Source organism: Arthrobacter sp. NPDC080086, from assembly GCF_040702285.1.
In genome coordinates this window covers 59,772-78,931 of the sequence record NZ_JBFBKP010000010.1, presented here as the reverse complement: position 1 = coordinate 78,931, position 19,160 = coordinate 59,772, and the positions used below count along the sequence as shown (strand labels likewise).

18 protein-coding genes are annotated in these 19,160 nt (G+C 64.3%); 9 read left to right on the top strand and 9 right to left on the bottom strand.

What is annotated here, in order from left to right; genetic code table 11:
* Positions 1–101 precede the first annotated feature (101 nt).
* Positions 102–644 carry a TlpA disulfide reductase family protein gene (locus AB0305_RS06205; RefSeq protein ID WP_366172174.1) on the top strand — a complete coding sequence of 181 codons (543 nt, stop codon included), beginning with the start codon at positions 102–104 and terminating at the stop codon, positions 642–644.
* A 69-nt stretch (positions 645–713) separates the two neighbouring features.
* Here AB0305_RS06205 and AB0305_RS06200 read toward each other — a convergent pair whose 3' ends face one another.
* The 3 genes from AB0305_RS06200 to AB0305_RS06190 all read right to left on the bottom strand — a co-directional run bounded on the left by AB0305_RS06200 (position 714) and on the right by AB0305_RS06190 (position 5,572).
* A complete protein-coding gene (locus AB0305_RS06200; protein ID WP_366172172.1) occupies positions 714–2,030 on the bottom strand; it encodes a sigma-54 dependent transcriptional regulator in 1,317 nt (438 codons plus the stop codon).
* A 22-nt stretch (positions 2,031–2,052) separates the two neighbouring features.
* Positions 2,053–3,972, bottom strand: coding sequence for a sensor histidine kinase (locus tag AB0305_RS06195; protein WP_366172170.1), 1,920 nt, complete (start codon positions 3,970–3,972; stop codon positions 2,053–2,055).
* Positions 3,973–4,282: 310 nt separating this feature from the next.
* Positions 4,283–5,572, bottom strand: coding sequence for a dicarboxylate/amino acid:cation symporter (locus tag AB0305_RS06190; RefSeq protein WP_366172168.1), 1,290 nt, complete (start codon positions 5,570–5,572; stop codon positions 4,283–4,285).
* Positions 5,573–6,022: 450 nt separating this feature from the next.
* Between AB0305_RS06190 and AB0305_RS06185 the strand changes: the two genes are divergently transcribed.
* The 4 genes from AB0305_RS06185 (at position 6,023) to AB0305_RS06170 (ending at position 8,642) form a co-directional block, all read left to right on the top strand.
* A complete protein-coding gene (locus AB0305_RS06185; protein WP_366172166.1) occupies positions 6,023–6,346 on the top strand; it encodes a ferredoxin in 324 nt (107 codons plus the stop codon).
* Positions 6,347–6,378: 32 nt separating this feature from the next.
* Positions 6,379–7,026, top strand: a complete 648-nt coding sequence (locus AB0305_RS06180) for an alpha/beta hydrolase (RefSeq protein ID WP_366172164.1) — start codon at positions 6,379–6,381, stop codon at positions 7,024–7,026.
* Between the two features lie 93 nt (positions 7,027–7,119).
* Positions 7,120–8,322 carry a D-alanyl-D-alanine carboxypeptidase family protein gene (locus tag AB0305_RS06175; protein ID WP_366172162.1) on the top strand — a complete coding sequence of 401 codons (1,203 nt, stop codon included), beginning with the start codon at positions 7,120–7,122 and terminating at the stop codon, positions 8,320–8,322.
* 20 nt (positions 8,323–8,342) lie between these two features.
* Entirely contained in the window at positions 8,343–8,642 is a 300-nt protein-coding gene (locus AB0305_RS06170; protein ID WP_366172160.1) for a YbeD family protein, read from the top strand.
* A gap of 69 nt (positions 8,643–8,711) precedes the next feature.
* Here the strand turns inward: AB0305_RS06170 and AB0305_RS06165 are convergent, their stop codons facing one another.
* On the bottom strand, positions 8,712–9,674 hold the full coding sequence (locus AB0305_RS06165; RefSeq protein ID WP_366172158.1) for a transcriptional regulator GcvA: 963 nt from the start codon (positions 9,672–9,674) through the stop codon (positions 8,712–8,714).
* Positions 9,675–9,815: 141 nt separating this feature from the next.
* On the opposite strand from AB0305_RS06165, the gene AB0305_RS06160 reads away from it, so the two are divergent.
* The 3 genes from AB0305_RS06160 to lipA all read left to right on the top strand — a co-directional run bounded on the left by AB0305_RS06160 (position 9,816) and on the right by lipA (position 12,109).
* Complete coding sequence (locus tag AB0305_RS06160; protein ID WP_366172156.1) at positions 9,816–10,175, top strand: DUF2917 domain-containing protein; 360 nt, start codon at positions 9,816–9,818, stop codon at positions 10,173–10,175.
* A 185-nt stretch (positions 10,176–10,360) separates the two neighbouring features.
* The gene (lipB, locus tag AB0305_RS06155) at positions 10,361–11,062 is read left to right on the top strand and encodes a lipoyl(octanoyl) transferase LipB (protein WP_366172154.1); all 702 of its coding nucleotides are present in this window, start codon (positions 10,361–10,363) and stop codon (positions 11,060–11,062) included.
* Between the two features lie 54 nt (positions 11,063–11,116).
* A complete protein-coding gene (gene lipA, locus AB0305_RS06150; RefSeq protein WP_366172152.1) occupies positions 11,117–12,109 on the top strand; it encodes a lipoyl synthase in 993 nt (330 codons plus the stop codon).
* 75 nt (positions 12,110–12,184) lie between these two features.
* On the opposite strand, the gene AB0305_RS06145 is transcribed toward lipA, so the two are convergent.
* The 5 genes from AB0305_RS06145 to AB0305_RS06125 form a co-directional block, all read right to left on the bottom strand.
* Entirely contained in the window at positions 12,185–12,586 is a 402-nt protein-coding gene (locus tag AB0305_RS06145; protein WP_366172150.1) for a hypothetical protein, read from the bottom strand.
* A gap of 256 nt (positions 12,587–12,842) precedes the next feature.
* Positions 12,843–13,145: a hypothetical protein gene (locus AB0305_RS06140; RefSeq protein WP_366172148.1), complete on the bottom strand. Its 303-nt coding sequence runs from the start codon at positions 13,143–13,145 to the stop codon at positions 12,843–12,845.
* Between the two features lie 67 nt (positions 13,146–13,212).
* A complete protein-coding gene (locus AB0305_RS06135; RefSeq protein WP_366172146.1) occupies positions 13,213–14,022 on the bottom strand; it encodes a TorF family putative porin in 810 nt (269 codons plus the stop codon).
* Positions 14,022–15,743: a choline dehydrogenase gene (gene betA / locus AB0305_RS06130; protein WP_366172144.1), complete on the bottom strand. Its 1,722-nt coding sequence runs from the start codon at positions 15,741–15,743 to the stop codon at positions 14,022–14,024. Before betA ends, AB0305_RS06135 begins: the two co-directional genes overlap by 1 nt.
* Before the next feature lie 17 nt (positions 15,744–15,760).
* Positions 15,761–17,284, bottom strand: a complete 1,524-nt coding sequence (locus tag AB0305_RS06125; protein WP_366172142.1) for an aldehyde dehydrogenase family protein — start codon at positions 17,282–17,284, stop codon at positions 15,761–15,763.
* Between the two features lie 268 nt (positions 17,285–17,552).
* Between AB0305_RS06125 and AB0305_RS06120 the strand changes: the two genes are divergently transcribed.
* Positions 17,553–18,998, top strand: coding sequence for a PAS domain-containing protein (locus AB0305_RS06120; RefSeq protein ID WP_366172140.1), 1,446 nt, complete (start codon positions 17,553–17,555; stop codon positions 18,996–18,998).
* Positions 18,999–19,160 lie beyond the last annotated feature (162 nt).

Sequence of the window (19,160 nt, the reverse complement as noted above, 5' to 3'; positions counted from 1 at the left end):
GCAATAGACAGAATGTCGCAGTCGACCGGCGGGCTCGCTCGGGCGGGCCTACAATAGGCGTTTCGTTACCCCTCCAGACCGTTGCCGCCATGGCCTCGACCGTGACCCCTTCCGCTGCCGCCACACCCGCCAAATCCAGCGGCCGCCGCTGGCTGTTGCCCATGATCGTGCTGGCGCTGGCTGTGGCGGGCTGGTTTGGCTGGCGCGCATTCTCGCCATCGCAACAGGTACCCGCCGCCACCTTCACGTTGCTCGATGGGCAGAAACTGTCCACGCAAGACCTGAAGGGCAAGGTCTACCTGGTCAACTTCTGGGCGACGAGCTGCACTACCTGCATCAAGGAAATGCCCAACATGGTCCAGACGTACAACAAGTACAAGGGCGAGGGCCTTGAGTACGTGGCCGTGGCGATGAGCTACGACGCGCCGATGTACGTCATGAACTTCAGCCAGACGCGCCAATTGCCTTTCAAAGTGGCGATGGATGCCGACGGTTCTGCCGCCAAGGCCTTCGGCGATGTGCAACTCACGCCCACCACCTTCCTGGTCGACCGCGATGGGCGCATCCTCAAGCGCTACGTGGGCGAGCCGGAGTGGTCGTCGTTCGACGCGCTGCTCAAGCAGACGCTGGGCAAGCAGGCCTGAGCTGCCAGTTCCCCATCCACGCGAAACGCCCGGTCGATGCCGGGCGTTTTTGTGTGCACGAGCGATGCGTCAAAGGCCGTAGCGCTTGATCTTGTCGTACAGCGTTGCACGGCCGACTTGCAGGATATCCGCCGCCTGGTGCACCGAGCCGCCCGTGCGCGCCAGCGTCTCGGCAATCACCGTGCGCTCGTAGCGTTCGACACGCTCCTTGAGCGGCATACCGTCTTCCGACGCATCCGGCACGACCGGCGTGCGGCCAACACCGAGTACCAGACGGTCCGCCGCGTTGCGTAGTTCGCGCACATTGCCGGGCCAGTTGGATTGCATCAGCTCATGGCGCTGGCGCTCGGCCAGCATCGGCAGCGGGCGCTGGTAGCGCACGGCGGCTTCCAGCAGGAAGTGCTCGAACAGCGGGATGATGTCTTCGCGGCGCTCGCGCAGTGGCGGCAGATCGATGGCGACCACGTTCAGGCGGTAGTACAGATCGCGCCGGAAACCGCCCGCGTCGATCAGCGCTTCCATGTCGCCCTTGGCGGCCGCAACGATGCGCACGTCGATGCGTACCGACGCGTTGGAGCCCAGGCGCTCCAGCGCGCCTTCCTGCAGCACTCGCAGCAGCTTCACCTGCAGCGCGATCGGCATGCTCTCGATCTCGTCGAGGAACAGCGTGCCGCCCGAGGCGTGCTCCAGCTTGCCGATGCGCCGCTTGCCTGCGCCCGTGAAGGCGCCCGCCTCGTGGCCGAACATCTCGCTCTCGAAAATCGCCTCGGGCACCGCGCCGCAATTCAGCGCGATGAACGGCTTATCGTGACGCGGCGACAGCATATGGAGGCTGCGTGCGACCAGTTCCTTGCCCGTGCCCGTCTCGCCGTTAATCAGCACTGGCGCATCGGTGGTCGCCACGTTCTCGATCAGCGCACGGACAGCGCCCATGGCCGGCGAGCGGCCGATGATGCGTGTGCCCGCAGCCGGCCCGGCCAGTTCACGGCGCAGCGCGCGGTTTTCCAGCTCCAGCGCGCGCCGCTCCATGGCGCGGCGTACGGTTTCGGTCAGGCGCTCGGCAGGAAACGGCTTTTCGATGAAGTCGAACGCGCCTTCGCGCATCGCCTGTACGGCCATGGTGATGTCGCCGTGGCCGGTAACGAGCACCACGGGAATCCCCGTGCCGAACGACTGGCAGTGCGTGAGCACATCCAGGCCGCTCGCGCCCGGCAGGCGCAGATCGCTCACCACCACACCGGGGAAGTTCGCGTCGATCTTGCCGACGGCTTCCTCGGCGCTGCCGAATGCCTGCACGTTGAAGCCGGCCAGCTCCAGGCTCTGCGCGGTGGCCTGGCGCACAGGCGGGTCGTCTTCGATAAAGAGAACGGTCAAGCCTTCGGACATGGGTGGTCTGCGTAAAAAAGAATCAGGTGGATGCCGCGGAGGTGACCTCGGCGCGTACCAGTGTCAGCGTAAATTGCGCCCCGCCGCCCGGCACGTTCGCGGCGGACAGCGATCCGCCGAAGTCGCGCGCGATACTGGTGGAGATCGCCAACCCAAGGCCCAGCCCCTGGCCGATCTCCTTGGTGGTGAAAAACGGCTCGAACAGGTGCGGCATGGCGTCGGGCGGAATGCCGGGGCCGTTGTCGCGTACGGCAATGCTCAGTTGCAACGGCACGCCCTCTGCCGGACCAATGTCGATGTCGATGCGCCCCTCGCGGGCGGGTTCATTGGTGTTGAGGGCATCGAGCGCATTGCCAACCAGGTTGATCAGCACCTGCTCCAGCTTCAGCTCATCCGCGCGGACGACGGCTTCGGCTTCGGGAATGCGCCAGTGCAATTCGAGTTGCACGTCGCCCAGGCGGGGGCGTAGCAGTGCCAGCGTGTGGTCGAGGGCCACGCGCACCTGCACGTCGCTGTGCTTGCGGCGCGAGCGGCCCGCGAACAGCTTGAGCTGCGCGGTGATCTTGCCCATGCGTTCGGTCAGATCGGCGATCGCCTGCAGGTTGTCGGTGGCGGCGCCGTGCTGGCCGCGCTCGAGCAGGATGCGCGTGTTGTCGGAGAAGGTGCGCAACGCGGCCAGCGGCTGGTTCAGCTCGTGCGTGATACCGGCGGCCATCTGCCCCAGCGCGGCGAGCTTGCTGGCCTGCACGAGTTCATCCTGCGTGGCGCGCAACTCGGCTTCAGCGCGGGTGCGATCGACGATCTCATGCTGAAGCTGTTCGTTGGTGGCCATCAGGTCCGCGGTGCGGTCTTCGACGCGGCGTTCCAATTGGTCATAGGCAGCTTCGAGCAGGCGTCGGCTGCGCAGCATTTCCATCATGCGAAGCCTGCGCTGACGCCAATAGAAGAGCAGCAGGCACGCAAACGCAAAGGCAAACGCGGCGGCCACGGTGGCGCTGCGCGCGGCGCTCATCACGGGGTCCACGGGCGTGAGGTACATCAGCGTCCAATCGGGTTCGACCAGGTCGCGCGAGACCTGCAGGTAGCGCGTGGCATTCGCCCGTTCGCCGACGCGGATGAGTTCAGCCCCTTCTGGCAAGCGCCCCGTCAATCGCAAAAAGCCCGGCGCCTCGGGCTGCAACGGCAGCGGCTTGATCTCTTTGCGGTAGTACTGGCGCGTGGCTTCAAATTGCGCCTGCAGCGTGGGCGTGAGCGGTTCAACGGTGTGGTACTGCCACGCCGGCACGGACGACAGGAAGATCACGCCGTTCTCGTCAGCCACCATCACCGGTTCGGACGCATCGTGGCTGGCACGGCCGAACCATTCGAGGTTGAGCTTGACCACCGTCACGCCGATCACGCGGCCGTCCTGCATGACGGGCTGCGAGATGTAATAGCCAGGCTCTTCACGCGTGATGCCGATGCCGTAAAAACGCCCGACATGGCCCGCCGCCGCCTGCTGGAAATATGGCCGGAACCGGTATTCCGCGCCGACAAAGCTATCGGGCTGACTGTAGTTGGATGCCGCCAGCGCCAGCCCGCTGGGGGCGATCACGTAGGTGGCGGTAGCGTGCGCGCGGTCGTTGACCTCTCGCAGGTAGCGGTTGGCACGCTCGACGTTGGCGGGCGTCGGGTTAGCCAGCAGATCGTGGATGAACGGATGCAGCGCCACCAGCGCCGGCAGGTATTCGTAGCGGTCGAGCGTGCTTTTGAGGTTGGCGGCATAGCGGTCGACACGGCCACCGGCAGCCAGCTGCGCCTGGGTCAAGCCGCGGTTCCACGTCACCACGAAGGTGGCGGTGCACACCAGCGTCATCAGCGCCACGAGCCCCGCCGCAACCAGCCACCAGAACCCGCGGCGCGAGCCGGAAGCACTGGTAAAAGAGAAATCGGGATCGGACATCGGTGGGACTTGGGCAGCGGCGAAGTTTGCCGTGCCTTCCTGGTCCGTGCTGGCTGTCGGCACGTTTGAGCCGAGACGCTTCACGAGAGGGGATTCCCGAAGAAGAACCTGTTCATGATCCGTAGCGAGCGGCCCGAGGTTGGTCCGAGAAGCGCAACCGTACTCATGTACGGTGAGCATCGCAGGGCCAAGATCGGGCCGCGCAGTAGGATCGTGAGCAGGTTCTAAGCGGGGCCGTCTGGAAGGACAGGCCCCGCAATCATACGCTGTCAGCCGGTGGCGCCTGCAGGCGCCTGCCAAGGCTGGTGAATCAGGCTGCCGGGGTGGCCGGCACGCCTTCGTCGCTGCGGTTGCCCGACAGCACGCGGGTCAGCTTGGCGCGATCCAGCTCGCGTTCCCACGCCGAGATCACCACGCAGGCCACACCGTTGCCGGTGATGTTGGTCAGCGCACGGCACTCGCTCATGAAGCGGTCGATCCCCAGGATCAGCACCATGCCCGCCACGGGAATGTCCGGCACCACGGCCAGCGTTGCGGCAAGCGTGATGAAGCCCGCACCAGTGATGCCCGATGCGCCCTTCGAGGTCAGCATCGCAACCGCCAGGATGGTCAGTTGCTGTGTCCAGGTCAGCTCAATGTTCAGCGCCTGCGAGATGAAGATCACCGCCATCGTCATGTAGATGTTGGTGCCGTCCAGGTTGAACGAGTAACCGGTCGGAACCACCAGGCCCACCACAGACTTCGAGCAGCCCAGCTTCTCCATCTTTTCCATCAGGTGCGGCAGCGCGGATTCCGACGAGCTCGTGCCCAGCACGATCAGCAACTCTTCCTTGATGTACGCGACAAAGCGGAAGATGTTGAAGCCCGTCAGCTTGGCAATCGTGCCCAGCACCACCACCACAAAGATGATGGCCGTCAGGTAGAACGTGCCGATCAGCTTGAGCAGCGGCACCAGCGACACCACGCCGTACTTGCCGATGGTGAAGGCCATGGCGCCGAACGCGCCGAGCGGTGCCACGCGCGTGATGACGTGCACGATGCGGAAGAACACGTGCGCGATCTGGTCGATGAAGTCCGTCACCATCTGCGCGCGCTCGCCCATTGCGGAGAGCGCACCGCCAAACAGCAGCGCGATCAGCAGGATCTGCAGGATGTCGCCCTTGGCGAAGGCATCCACCACCGTGCTCGGGATGATGTTCAGCAGGAAGTCGACCGTGCTGGCCGATTGCGCCTTGGCGGCGTACTGCGCCACGGCCTTGGCATCGATGGTGTGCACATCGACGTTGAAGCCCGCACCCGGGTTGAAGATATGGCCGGCAGCCAGACCAATCACCAGCGCGAAGGTCGAGACAATCTCAAAGTAGATCAGCGCCTTGCCGCCCACACGGCCCACCTTCTTCATGTCGCGCATGCCGGCAATGCCGGAAACGACCGTACAGAAGATGATCGGCCCGATCACCATCTTGATCAGTTGGATGAAGCCATCGCCCAGCGGCTTCATCTTGACCGCCAGTTCGGGCGAGTAATGGCCCAGCAGAACGCCGATGACGATAGCCGCCAGCACCTGTACGTACAGGATTTTGTAGAACGGTTTTTTCATGTCTTCCTCGAGTGTCACAGACCGGCCGTGCGCTCGATTGCTCGCCCGGTCCGACCCGCCCTGATGTGGTCTCTCTCCTGCCTCGATACGCCGGCTTGTACCGACTCTTCCAGCGTTTCCCGCAGCAGGTCGCCCTATATTGCAAGGGGCATGCCAATGTGAAATTTCCGTGTCAGCGTCCCGCCAGCCCTTGTGCCAGCTTGGTGTGACTACGATGGCACCCGCTCCACCCGTCGTCAATCCCGGAATCCGCTCACAGACCCCGTCCGGACATCCGGAATACGTGTTGCAGCGCAGCAGCGCGCGGCTTGGTCGCGGAGGACGCCCACGTTTAGGGCCGTATAATGCCGGCTCGTTACGCAAATCCACATGTGCGCGCGACGCCAGGAAGCCCTTCACGTCCTGCACCGCCCGCCGCCCTCGCCCTCCCAGTTTTCTCTCGGTCCGCCCATGAGCAGCCATTACCAGCACCACGTTTTCTTCTGCCTGAACGAACGCGAGGACGGCTCGCGCTGCTGTGCCGACTTTGGCGCCAAGGCCATGCAGGAATACGCCAAGAAGCGCTGCAAGGAACTCGGCATCAACGGCGAAGGCCGCGTGCGCATCAACAAGGCCGGATGCCTGGACCGCTGCGAACTCGGTCCGGTGCTGGTGGTCTACCCCGAGGCCGTCTGGTACACCTTCGTCGACCAGGAAGACATCGACGAAATCATCCAGAGCCATCTGATTGAGGGCAAACCGGTCGAACGGCTGATGGTCGATCGCCCCGCCTGAGCCCGCTTGAGTTTTTCCCGACTCGCTTTTCCATGAATGTGCATACGCAAGAACGCCTGATCGCTGGCCCGGTCGGGCAGATCGATCTGTCCATCGACCAACCGGATGGCGCACCGCGCGGCTTGGCGCTGATCGGCCATCCGCACCCGCTGTTTGGCGGCACCAAGGACAACAAGGTCGCGCAGACCTTGGCACGCACCTTCGTCGGCCTCGGCTACGTGACGGTGCGCCTGAACTTCCGCGGCGTGGGCAAGACCGAAGGCACGCACGACAACGGCATCGGCGAGCAGGACGACATGCTGGCCGTGCTCGACTGGATGCGCGCGCAAACCGAATGGTCGGCCGACGTGGCCACGCTGCCGCTGGCACTCGGCGGTTTCTCGTTTGGCAGCTTTGTCGTCTCGCAGGTGGCACGCCGCCTGGCGGAAGCCGGCACGCCGGCAGAGCGTCTGGCGCTGGTCGGCACCGCCACTTCGCGCTGGGATGTCGCGCCGGTGCCGGCGGACACCATCATCATCCACGGCGAGCAGGACGACACCGTGCCGCTCATCGACGTATTGAACTGGGCGCGCCCCCAGGAGTTGCCGGTCATCGTCATTCCGGGCGCCGATCATTTCTTCCATCGCAAGCTGCATTTGATCCGGCAGCTCATTACCGGCGCCTGGGCGCCACGCCCGTAACCTTCACCCGTTGATTTCCCGTGCGCCGCGCCTTCCCCCTTTTTTTCCTGGCAGGCGACGTTATTGAACTCCAAGCAGACCGCAGGACCCGACATGCAGAACCGCTTTGCCCATTTCACGCCTTCCGCCCTCCATTCCGTCGCCGCTGCCGCTGTGGCGGCTGCCGTGCTGGTCACCGCGCTGCCTGCCGCGGCACAGCCCGTGCCCGCACCGCAAGTCGCGGCCCGCTCGTGGATGCTGACCGACGTCACCAGCGGCCAGGTGCTGGGCGGCGCCAACATGGACGAGCGCATCGAGCCGGCCTCGCTCACCAAGCTGATGACGGCCTACTTGGTGTTTGAAGCCGTGCGCGACGGCAAGCTCAAGTACGACCAGATGATCACGCCCACCGAGACCGTGCGCACCGTCAAGACGGATGAATCGCGCATGTTCCTGCAGCCGGGCAAACCCGCCTCGGTGCGTGAGCTGACGCAGGGTCTGATCATCCAGTCCGGCAACGATGCAGCGCTCGTGCTGGCCGAGGCCGTGGGCGGCACCGAGACCAACTTCGTGATGCTGATGAACCGCGAAGCCGAACGCCTAGGCATGAAGAACACGCACTTCGCCAATGCCGCCGGCCTGCCCGACCCGAACCACTACAGCACGGCACGTGATCTTTCGATCCTGACGTCGGCGCTGATCAAGAACTTCCCGCAGGACTACAAGTTCTACTCGCAGAAGGATTTCACCTATAACAACATCAAGCAGCCCAACCGCAACCGCCTGCTATGGCTGGACCCGACCGTTGATGGCGGCAAGACGGGCCACACCAAGTCGGCCGGTTACTGTCTCGTCACGTCGGCCAACCGTCCGCTGGCGGAGGTGCCGGGCGCCAGCCGCCGTCTGCTGTCGGTCATCATCGGCACCAAGAGCGACCAAGTCCGCACACAGGAAAGCCTGAAGGTCCTGAACTACGGTTACCAGTTCTTCGACACGGTGCGCCTGTACCAAGCCAAGGAAGCGCTGCAGACGCTCGACGTGTACAAGGGCCAGGCCAAGACCGTGAAGCTGGGCGTGGCCGAAGACAAGTGGATCACCGTGCCCAAGGGCGCGGGCGCGCGCCTCAAGCCGTTGTTGGAGCACAAGGACCCGCTGCTCGCCCCGATCACGCAAGGCCAGCAGCTGGGCACCGTCAAGGTGATGGACGGCTCGACCGTGGTGTCGGAGTTCCCGGTGGTGGCGCTCGAGGCCGTGCCTGAGGCCGGCTTCATCGGCCGCACGATCGACGCGGTCAAGTTGTGGTTTAAAAAGAAGTAATCGACCCCACTTACTTCGACATGACCGCCTCTCACACACCCCCGCCGGGCCATATCCCGCCCGAACAGTCGCTCATCGAGTATCCGAGCGATTTTCCCATCAAGGTGATGGGACCGATGCACGACGACTTTGCCAAGACCATCGTCGAGGTGGTCCGCCAGCACGACCCCGAGTTCCACGAGGGGCGCCTGGAAAAGCGCCCGTCTTCCAGTGGCAACTATCTGGGCCTGACGGTGATCGTGCGTGCGACCAGCCGCGAGCAGCTCGATGCGCTGTACCAGGCGCTGACGAGCCATCCGATGGTCAAGATCGTGCTGTAACGCATCGCGCACGCAACGCAAAACGCCCCGGCATATCCGGGGCGTTTTCTTGGGTACGCAGAGACGGCATCACCCCTTGGCGACATGCCCCAGGCAGACCGTGTTGTCGCGCATCAAGCGCTCCAGCTTGAGCTTGAACGCCGCGATCTCCGGCAGCAGCCACGCGCGAAACGCCTGCATCTTGGGCGTCTGCAGCGCGCTATGGGGGCAGACGAAGTAGTAATTCCACGGGCACGGGATCGTCGTCTCGAACAGGCGCACCACGCGGCCGGTCATCAGATCGTTGAAGGCCAGGGTCGGGCGGATCAGCGCAATGCCTTGCCCAGCCGCCGCCGCCTGCAACAGCAGCGACGAATCCTGGAACATCAACCCGCCGCGCTGTTCTACAAACCCAGGGAGGCCGGCCGCCTCGAACCAGGGCGTCCAATCCTCGCCCTCGCTGCGCAGCAGGGTCATGGTCGCCATCTCGGCCACCGTGCGCGGCAGGCGCCCACCGTTGAACGACGGGCTGCAAATCGGAAAGAACACGTCGTCGAGCAGCTTTTCCACATACAGGCCCGGATAGTTGCCCGACCCCATGCGCAGCGCCACGTCCACCTCTTCACGCGCGAAGTCGACCAGCGCGGGGCTGGAGAACAGCTCCACCTCCAGCTCCGGATGGCGCTCGATAAAGGTGCCGATATGCGGCGTCAGCCAGCGCGCGGCAAACGACGGCATCGTGCTGATGGCCAAGCGGTTGTCGCGATTACCGGCGCGCAGTTGGTGCGTGGCCTGAGCGATCTGGTCGAGCGCCTCGCGCACGCGTTCGGCATAGGTGCGGCCCGCGTGCGTCAGCACGACACGCTTACCGCGCCGCTCGAACAGCGGCACGCCCAGCTCCTCTTCCAGGGTGCGCATCTGATGGCTGACGGCGCCGTGCGTGACAAACAACTCCGTCGCCGCGCGCGAAAAACTCTCATAGCGGGCCGCCGCCTCGAAGACCCGCAGTGCGCCAAGTGAAGGCAGGCGCATCGGTTCGCGGATTTCCGTCATGTTTCCCTCCGTGTTTTCGTAGTGCCTTATGTGAGCAGCACTATCAAGAACACCAATATATATCGTTTGGTACTAGGCAACCAAGCGCCTAGACTTCCTTCAACGGCAAGGCCCCATCCCACTGCCGTGAAGGAGCCGATCATGAAAGCTGTACTAACAAAAATTGTATTCACTCTTCAGCCCGGCGAAGTGGTGGCATTGCGCATGCCGGCCAACCAGAATCTGCGCGTCGAAGAAGCCCACGGGCGCGACGTCTGGGTCACCCACGAGAACAAGGCCGGCGATGAATGGCTGCACGCGGGCGGCAGCGTTGCCGTGAAGCGCGGCGAGGAAATCGTCGTCTCGGTCGACCCGAAAGCGATGGGCCCGGTCGCCCTGGCCGTGGAAGCCACCGATGGCCACATGCCGCGCAAGCCGTGGCACGTGGCCGACGGCTGGCGCCATACGCTCGCCGCGCTCGGCTGGAACGAACATGCCGAGACGCCCATCGTGGCCGCCTGAATTGGCGACCTGAGCGCTCAACCTGTTCCGGCCTCCTTTTGCGGCGCCGGATGACGGCGCGCGCAAAAGCCCGCTGCCGGCGCGATGCCTTCCATCGTGCCGGCATCGTTTTTTGCGCAACCCTGCGAGCGAAGCGGGCAAAGGCGCCGAGGCGATGTCGGCAGCCCTGCGCTACACTCGCGGGCATGATTCCGATTGACATCGTCGAACGCGGTTTGCAGGACTACGCCGCGTGCTTCGACGAAATGCAGACCTTCACCGCCAACCGCAACAAACCCGGCGGTCCCGACACCCCCGACACGATCTGGCTGGTCGAACACCCGCCGGTGTTCACGCTTGGGTTGGCGGGCGATCCGGCACATCTGTTGGCCCCCGGCAACATCCCGTTGGTGAAAGTCGACCGTGGCGGGCAGATCACTTACCACGGCCCCGGCCAAGTCGTCGCGTACCTTTTGCTGGATCTGCGCCGCCGTGGGCTGTTCGTGAAGGCGCTGGTCGACGCGATCGAAGCGGCCGTCATCGAGACACTCGCCACGTATAATGTCGCCTCCGAACGCAAGGCTGGTGCCCCCGGCATCTACCTGTCGAACGGGCCGCACCAAGGCGCCAAGATTGCCGCGCTGGGGCTGAAGATCCGCAACGGCTGCAGCTACCACGGCGTGAGCCTGAACCTGGCGATGGACCTCTCGCCCTTCACGCAGATCAACCCGTGTGGCTATGCCGGCCTGGAAACCGTCGATATGGTGACCGCGGGTGCCCACGATGCGTCCGGGCGCGCGGTCGATGCATCCGACTGGCAACCCGTTTCCCGCGTACTGGCCAATGCGCTGGTCGCCCAATTGCAGCAACGCGCGCAAGCGCAAGCCGCCGAGACCGCTACCGCCTAGTGTCCGGCAAGCAGCAGACCCAAGCGTGTGTCACAAGCGCACGCGGAGAACACGATGACCGATTCCGCCACCGGCGCCACTGTGACCGCCACTCCGTCGAACGAACCGTACGACGCCACCCGCAAGCAGAAGTCGCTCGACAAGACGGCACGCATCCCCATCAAGATCGTGCCGGCCGAGAAGCTGAAGAAGCCGGATTGGATTCGCGTGCGCGCCGCCACCGGCAACTCGCGCTTCTACGAGATCAAAGACATCCTGCGCGCCAACAACCTCGTGACGGTGTGTGAAGAGGCCAGCTGCCCGAACATCGGCGAGTGCTTCGGCAAGGGCACGGCCACGTTCATGATCATGGGCGACAAGTGCACGCGCCGCTGCCCGTTCTGCGATGTCGGCCACGGCCGCCCGGACCCGCTCGATGTGAACGAGCCGGAAAACCTGGCCAAGACCATTGCCGAGCTCAAGCTCAATTACGTCGTCATCACCAGCGTCGACCGCGACGACTTGCGTGATGGCGGCGCGCAGCATTACGTCGATTGCATCTCGCGTACGCGCGCGCTGTCGCCTGCCACGCGTATCGAAGTGCTGGTGCCCGACTTCCGCGGCCGCCTGGAAAAGGCGCTGGACATCCTCCAGGCATGCCCGCCGGACGTGATGAACCACAATCTCGAAACGGTGCCGCGCCTGTACAAGCAGGCCCGCCCGGGTGCGGACTACGCGCACTCGCTCAAGCTGCTGAAGGACTTCAAGGCCCGCAACCCGAACGTGCCGACCAAGTCCGGCCTGATGGTCGGCCTGGGCGAAACCGATGAGGAAATCCTGGAAGTCATGCGCGACATGCGCGAGCACGACATCGACATGCTGACCATCGGCCAATACCTGGCGCCGTCGGGCCATCACCTGCCGGTGCTGCGCTACGTGCACCCGGATACCTTCAAGATGTTCGAAGAGAAAGCCTACGAGATGGGCTTCACGCACGCCGCCGTGGGCGCGATGGTGCGCAGCTCGTATCACGCCGATCAGCAGGCACACGAAGCCGGCGTGGTCTGATCGCGGCAAAGCTCGGTACAAACAAAAAGGGCCTTGGGTTGAACCCCAAGGCCCTTTTGCTTTGGTGCGCCTCGATCAGGCGCGCGAAGCTGCGTCCTTCGGATACGAGGTGTCGCCGCTCCACGACAGGTAACCGTAGGTATCGGCCTGGCGGTCAGCGCCTTGGGTGTACGGGTCACGCGGGTAGGTCTTGTCACCGTTCCACGACAGGTAGCCATAGGTGTCGGCTTGGCGGTCGGCGCCCTGGGTGTACGGGTCGAACTTGGCTGCGGCGCCGTCCGTGTACGGGTCAGCCTTGGCTGCGCCATCGGTATAAGGGTCGGCCTTGGCGACAGCACCTTGCGTGTACGGATCGGCGTTGCCTTGCACGGCAGCCATTGCAGGGTGGGCCGACAGCAGTGCAGCGGAGGCGGAAACCATGGCCACCAAGGCCAGCAGGCTGCGACGGGAGAAAGCGGATGCGAGACGGGTGTTCATGATGGGCTCCTTGTGGCCTAGATGTTCGGTTGCGCTCAGTTCGTTGCGCTTGAGATCAGAATAGATCGTTGCATTACATGGATAAATGACCATTACACGAAAAAACTGTTCCCAAATTATCAACAATTGACCGCCAGACGATCTTTTCCCCTTGGAATGTGCGACAACCACCACGCAAAGCCTTTGCGAGGCAGCACGGTCGTGCAAAAAAAAAACCGCGCTCATAGGCGCGGTCTTGAGTTGGCAAACCCCAAGGTTAGGGTTGCACCGGCTGCCCCGGACGCGGCGCACTGGCAGGTTCCGCCACCGGACGCCCTGCCTGCTTGTTCCGCCACCAGCCCATCAGCGTCAGTGCCAGCCAAAAGAATTGCGTGAGGAACGACGCAAGGTTGAACGAGCCCATCAGCGAAATCAGGATGCAGGCAGGTCCAAGCAGGTTGAGGCGAACGGCAAATGCGCCGGTCGGCGGCTTGTGCAGGACCTGCACACCAAAGTGTGCTGAGACGTATGCGGCGACGCCGACCAGACCGACAACGTCGGTAAAACCCAGGGAGGCCATGGTGTGTTGCTCTCGGAGCGAAGGTTGTGGAGAAAGGGGTTGCAGGAAGGACGCTGTCGTTTGCCGCTCAGTACGTCGCCGTCAGCTTGAGCGCGATCGTGCGCCGACCGAGCGTCATGCGATCGGTGCCGTTGCGCGCCGAAAGCTGATGCGCATAGGCTGGCGCATCCGCACCCGTGAAGGCGGCGGACAGTGTCAGAAATTTGTTGATGGGCCGCGAGACTTCGATGCGGTAGTCGGTGAAGCCGAACGCGCTGTGGTTGCGCACGTGTTCGTGCCCGACGTGCAGGCCGAGCGTGAAATCGTTGGGCAATGGCACGGCCCAGTTGGCCTCGGCATACGTCGACCCACGGCTGCCTTTGTCGATACCGTCGGCCAGCGCATTGCCGTCAAAGCCGAAATAGTTCGACAGCGTGGTCCACAGCCTGACTGAGACGCCGCGCCAGCCGGCACCGACCATCCATTCCGTGTAGTCATAACCGGTGGCGGGGCCGCCGCCGACGGCCTTGTCGTAGCGCGCGCCGGGATACCAGTAGCGGTAGAGCCCTGTGGTCAACTCGATGTCATGCACGACGGTGGTGGCATAGCCGAGGTAGGTGTCGATCTCGGCATGACCGCCTGCAATGACGTGGTCGCTCACCTGCGAACCCCACACGCCGGCGTAGAAGCCGCTCGGCGCCGTGTAATCCGCGCCGGCTTGCAACGCAGGCTTGCCCCATGTCTGGCGCAAGCCGCGCGACACGTATTGCGAGACGACGGAGGCGTTGGCCGACCAGCGCTTCTCATCGCCGGCCGCTGCCTCGTCGGCATGCACAGGCAGCGCGGCAGCGCACGCCGCCGCCCCGCCCAGCATCGTCGCGACCTTGCGCCAGCGCATTACACCGTCACCAGTTCGCTGGCGACCAACGGCTTGGCCGGCGCCTGCAGCGGCGATTTGCCATGCACATAGAACGCTGCATCCGAACGCGCGAGCGGTGCCACGCCGCGAATCCGGTCGGCGATCTTCTCGGCCATCATGATGGTCGGCGCGTTCAGGTTGCCAGTGACGATGCGCGGCATGATCGACGCATCCACCACGCGCAAGCCGTCGAGCCCGTGCACGCGGCCTTCGTTATCGACCACAGCCATCGGGTCATCGGCCGTGCCCATCTTGCAGGTGCAGGACGGGTGCAGCGCGGTTTCGGCGTGATGGCGCACGAAAGCATCGATCTCGGCATCCGTCTGCACGCTCGGGCCGGGGCTGATCTCGCGACCGCGGTACTGATCGAACGCACGTTGCGCGATGATGTCACGCGTGATGCGCACGCCAGCACGGAACTCGCGCCAGTCCACATCGTGTGCCATGTAGTTGAACAGGATGCGCGGCTTGTCACGCGGGTCGCGCGAGGCAAGCTTCACGTACCCCGTGGACGGCGAACGCATCGAACCCACGTGGCATTGGAAGCCATGCATCTTCACCGGGTTGCTGCCGTCGTAATTCACGGCCAGCGGCAGGAAGTGGTACTGGATGTTCGGCCACTCGAAGCTGTCGTCGCTGCGGATGAAGCCGCCCGCCTCGAAGTGGTTGCTGGCGCCGGGGCCGGTGCCGTTCATGTACCACTCCAGGCCAACCTTCGGCTTGTTGTACCAGAGCGTCGATTCATAGATCGACACCGGGCGCAGGCATTCATACTGGATGTACATCTCCAGATGGTCCTGCAGGTTCTCGCCCACGCCGGGCAGATGCGCGACCGAGTGGATGCCCATCGCGCGCAGCTCGTCCGCATTGCCCACACCCGAGCGTTGCAGCAACTGCGGCGAGGCGATGGCGCCACTGGTGACGATCACCTCACGGCGTGCGCGCCACGTTTCGCGGTGGCCATCCATCAGCGCTTCCACGCCCACGGCACGCTTGCCTTCGAAGATCACGCGATCGGCCAGCACGCGCGGCAGCACCGTCAGCGTGGAACGCTTGCGCGCGGTATCCAGATAGCAGAGCGACGTGCTGGCGCGGCGGCCCTTGGCTGTCACGGTGCGGTCCATCGGTCCCAAGCCTTCCTGGCGATAGCCGTTCAGGTCATCGGTGGCCGGAATGCCGGCCTGCTCACCGGCTTCGATGAAGGCGTGGAACAGCAGGCTGTTGTCCTGCTTGGGCGTGGTGACCTGCAACGGGCCGGAATCGCCGTGCCAGTCGTTGGCACCCTTGTCGTACGTTTCCGATTTGCGGAAGTACGGCAGGCAGTCGGCGTAGGTCCAGTCCTCGAGCTGGAAGTCGCTCGCCCAACGCTCATAGTCCATTGCGTTGCCGCGAATGAAACACATGCCGTTGATGAGCGACGAGCCACCCAGCCCCTTGCCGCGCCCCTGCGCCATGCGGCGGTTGTTCATGTGCGGCTCGGGCTCGGTTTCGTAGGCCCAGTTGTACGTCGTGCCCTGCAGCGGATAGGCCAGTGCGGCCGGCATCTGCGTGCGGAAGTCCCAGCGGTGGTCTGGGCCGCCGGCTTCGAGCAGCAGCACGGTCACATCGGGGTCTTCGGTCAGGCGCGCGGCCAGCACACAGCCAGCCGAGCCCGCGCCCACGATGATGTAGTCGTATTCCTGTACGGTGTTCGTCGTCAAAACATGCCCTCCCGTTCTTACTTAGCGTCGGCGCCAAACCAGTTCAGCGGGGCCGGTGCGAGGTTGATGTAGCTGTGCTTGAGTTCGGTGTACTCGTCCAGGCCGCCGCGGCCGAGTTCGCGGCCGATGCCGCTGGCCTTGTAGCCGCCCCACGGTGCCTCGGGGAAGTATGGGTGATAGTCGTTGGCCCACACCGTGCCAAAGCGCAGTGCGCGCGAAACGCGGTTGGCGCGGTCCAGATCGCGCGTCCACACAGCGCCGGCCAGGCCGAACGGCGTGTTGTTGGCGCGGCGCACGGCTTCTTCTTCGGTGGAGAAGCGCTCAATGGTGAGTGCCGGGCCGAAGATTTCTTCGGTGGCGATCTTCATGTCGTCGCGCACGTTGGCCAGCACGGTTGGCTCCAGCCAGAAGCCGCGCTCGAATTGCTTGCCTTCCGGCGCCTTGCCGCCACAGCGCAGCACCGCGCCTTCGGCCACACCGGCTTGCACCATGTTGATGATCTTCTGGCGCTGGAAAGCCGATTGCACGGGGCCCATCTGCGTGCCCTCTTCAAACCCGTTGCCCAAGCGGATGCGCTTCACACGCTCGACCAGCGCATCGACAAAGCGGTCGTGGATGCCGTCTTGCAGCATCAGGCGCGAACCCGCCGAGCACACCTGCCCGGCGTGGAAAAACGCAGCGTTCACTGCTTGATCGACAGCGGCGTCGAAATCCGCATCGTCGAAGATGATGTTCGGGTTCTTGCCGCCCAGTTCCAGGCCGATCTTCTTGAAGTTGCCGATGGCCGCGTTCATGACGGCCGCGCCGGCAACGGCACCGCCCGTGAACGAGACGAGATCCACATCCAGATTGCGCGACAGCTCGGCACCGGCTTCGCCCGCGCCCATGACGAGGTTGAACACGCCCGGCGGCACGCCGACTTCAATCAGCAGCTCGGTAAAGCGGTGCGTGGTCAGCGGCGTCAGGTTGCTCGGCTTGATGATGACGGTGTTGCCCGCGCCCAGCGCCGGCGCGATCTTCCACGCGGCTTGCAGCAGCGGGTAGTTCCACGGCGTGATCAGGCCGCACACGCCCACCGGCTCGCGCAGCGTGCGGCTGATGACATGCGACGGCGCCTCGTTGACGAGGCCAGACTCAGTGGCAACCAGCCCTGCAAAGTAACGGAACGTGGCGGCAATGCCGTCCATGTCCCAGCGGCTTTCAATGATGGTCTTGCCGGTGTTCAGCGATTCGAGCGTGGCGAGGTTCTCGGCGTCGGCGTCGATCGCGTCGGCAATGCGGTTGAGCAGGCGGGCGCGCTCGCGCGTGCCGGTCTGGCGCCACGGGCCGTCTTCAAATGCGCGGCGGGCAGCGGCAATGGCGCGCTGCGCATCGGCCACGGAGGCGTCGGCGGCCTGCGTCAGGACGTTTTCGGTGGCGGGATCGACGATGTCGCGGTACACGCCGCCTTCGGGCTGCACCCACTGGCCGTCGATATAGAGATCAAGACGGGGAGCCAGCGTGGTGGAACGGAAATCGGTGGAAAGGGAAGCTTGCGTCATATCCAGTACCCCTGTGGATGGCTGGCGCTCAAAGAAGACGGCGCCCGAAATACCGACACCGTAGCGCCTTGGCAGGCGTCATTCGGTGCGGCGACCCATAAATTCACTGTTGGTGTTTTTATTTACCTTTAGAGAATTATGGACTAGTCTAGGAAAAATTAGTTGCCTCAGGCCAATCGTTAAGACCTAACAATCAGAGTATTCGATAAATTTTTGCTATTTTTGGCGCGCTATACTGTCGCGAATCACTTCCAGTCAATTCCGCTCCATGACCGCTGCAGCACTTCCGCCGCCCGACGGCGCGCTCGATGACGACAGCTTTGCCGGCCGCCTCAAGAGCGTGCTGACGCGCGGCCGCATCCAGCTCAAGCAGGTGGCAGCGGCGCTGGGCGTGTCGCCCTCGGCGGTGCATAAGTGGACGCGCGGCGGCGAGATCGAGTACGCCAATCTGCTTGCGTTGGCGCGCTTTCTGAACGTGAACTGGCTCTGGCTACGCTATGGCGACCGCGCCCTGGCCGACCTGGAAGCCAACCTGAGCACCGACACTCGCGCCCGCGAAGGCCGCCAGAAGCACCTGGCCGCCATCATGGAAAGCGAGGCGCGCATGACCTTCGCGCAGGAGATCTCCGGCGTGGTCACGTGGGAGTGGAACCTGCTGACCGATGCAGTGGCGTATTCGCCGAATGCCGCGCGCCTGTTCGGCCGGCCGATCCGTACCCTGGAAGATTTCTGGCAGTGCGTGCTGCCCGAAGACGTGCCCGGCGTGCAGGCAGCCATTGCGCAAAACCTGGCGACAGGCGGCGTCTACGCGCATGAATTTCGCATTGCGGTGGCGCCGGATGCGGTGCGCTGGATCGTCTCGCGCGCCACGCTCGTGCGCGACGCGCAAGATCGGCCGGTCAAGATGATCGGCCTGAGCCTGGATACCACCGAGCGCCACACGGCCGAAGCCGCGCTGCGCGATTCGGAGGCGCTGCTTGCCAAGGCGCAGCAGATCGCCCACCTGGGCAGTTGGATCTGGGAACCCGGTAGCGATGCCTGCCGCTGGACGGACGAGGCCTACCGCATCTTCGGCTGGGCGCCGCAGTCCACGCCGGTGACGATGGCGCGCTATCTCGACGCCATCGTGCCCGCCGATCGCGCCCGCGTGCAGGCCGTACTGGACCAGGCCGTCGCCACGCGCCAACCGTATCGCATGGAATACACCATCACCCTGCCTGACGGCACGCGTCGCCATCTTCGTGAGGAAGGCGAGGTGCAGGACCCGACAGCGGCCACGCCCACAATGATTGGCGCGGCGCAGGACATCACCGCCGAGGTGGAAGCGCAAGCCGCTTTCCGCGACAGCGAAGCCAAGCTGCGCACGTTGTTCGAACAGGCGCCGGTCGGCATCGCGCAGGTCAGCCTGGAGGGTCGCTGCCTGCGCGCCAACCCGTGGCTCTGCCGACTGCTGGGGCAGCCGGAAACAGCGCTGCAGCAACGCACGCTGCTCGACCTCACGCACCGCGATGACCTCGCCCGCCACCTGCGCCAATACGGCGAATTGCTCGCTGGAACGATGCCCGCGTATGCGCTCACGCTGCAATTGGTACGCGGCGATGGATCGGCGGTGCCGGTGCGCGTCACCACCTCCTTGGCGCGCGATCCTGCCACCGAAGCGCCGCTGCATCTGATTACCGTGGTCGACACGGTGCCCGAAACGGGCGCGTCCTAGTCGCCACCGTTACCTGACGTCACAGACGTCAACTTCTGACAATCCCGTCAATCGTTGCGACTTTTTCCGGCACGTCTGGAGGGCCGGCATAGACTCCGAAGAACTGTTAGTTAATTTATACACCTCCAGTAACTTAAACGTCACCAGGCTTTCGCCTGCGGC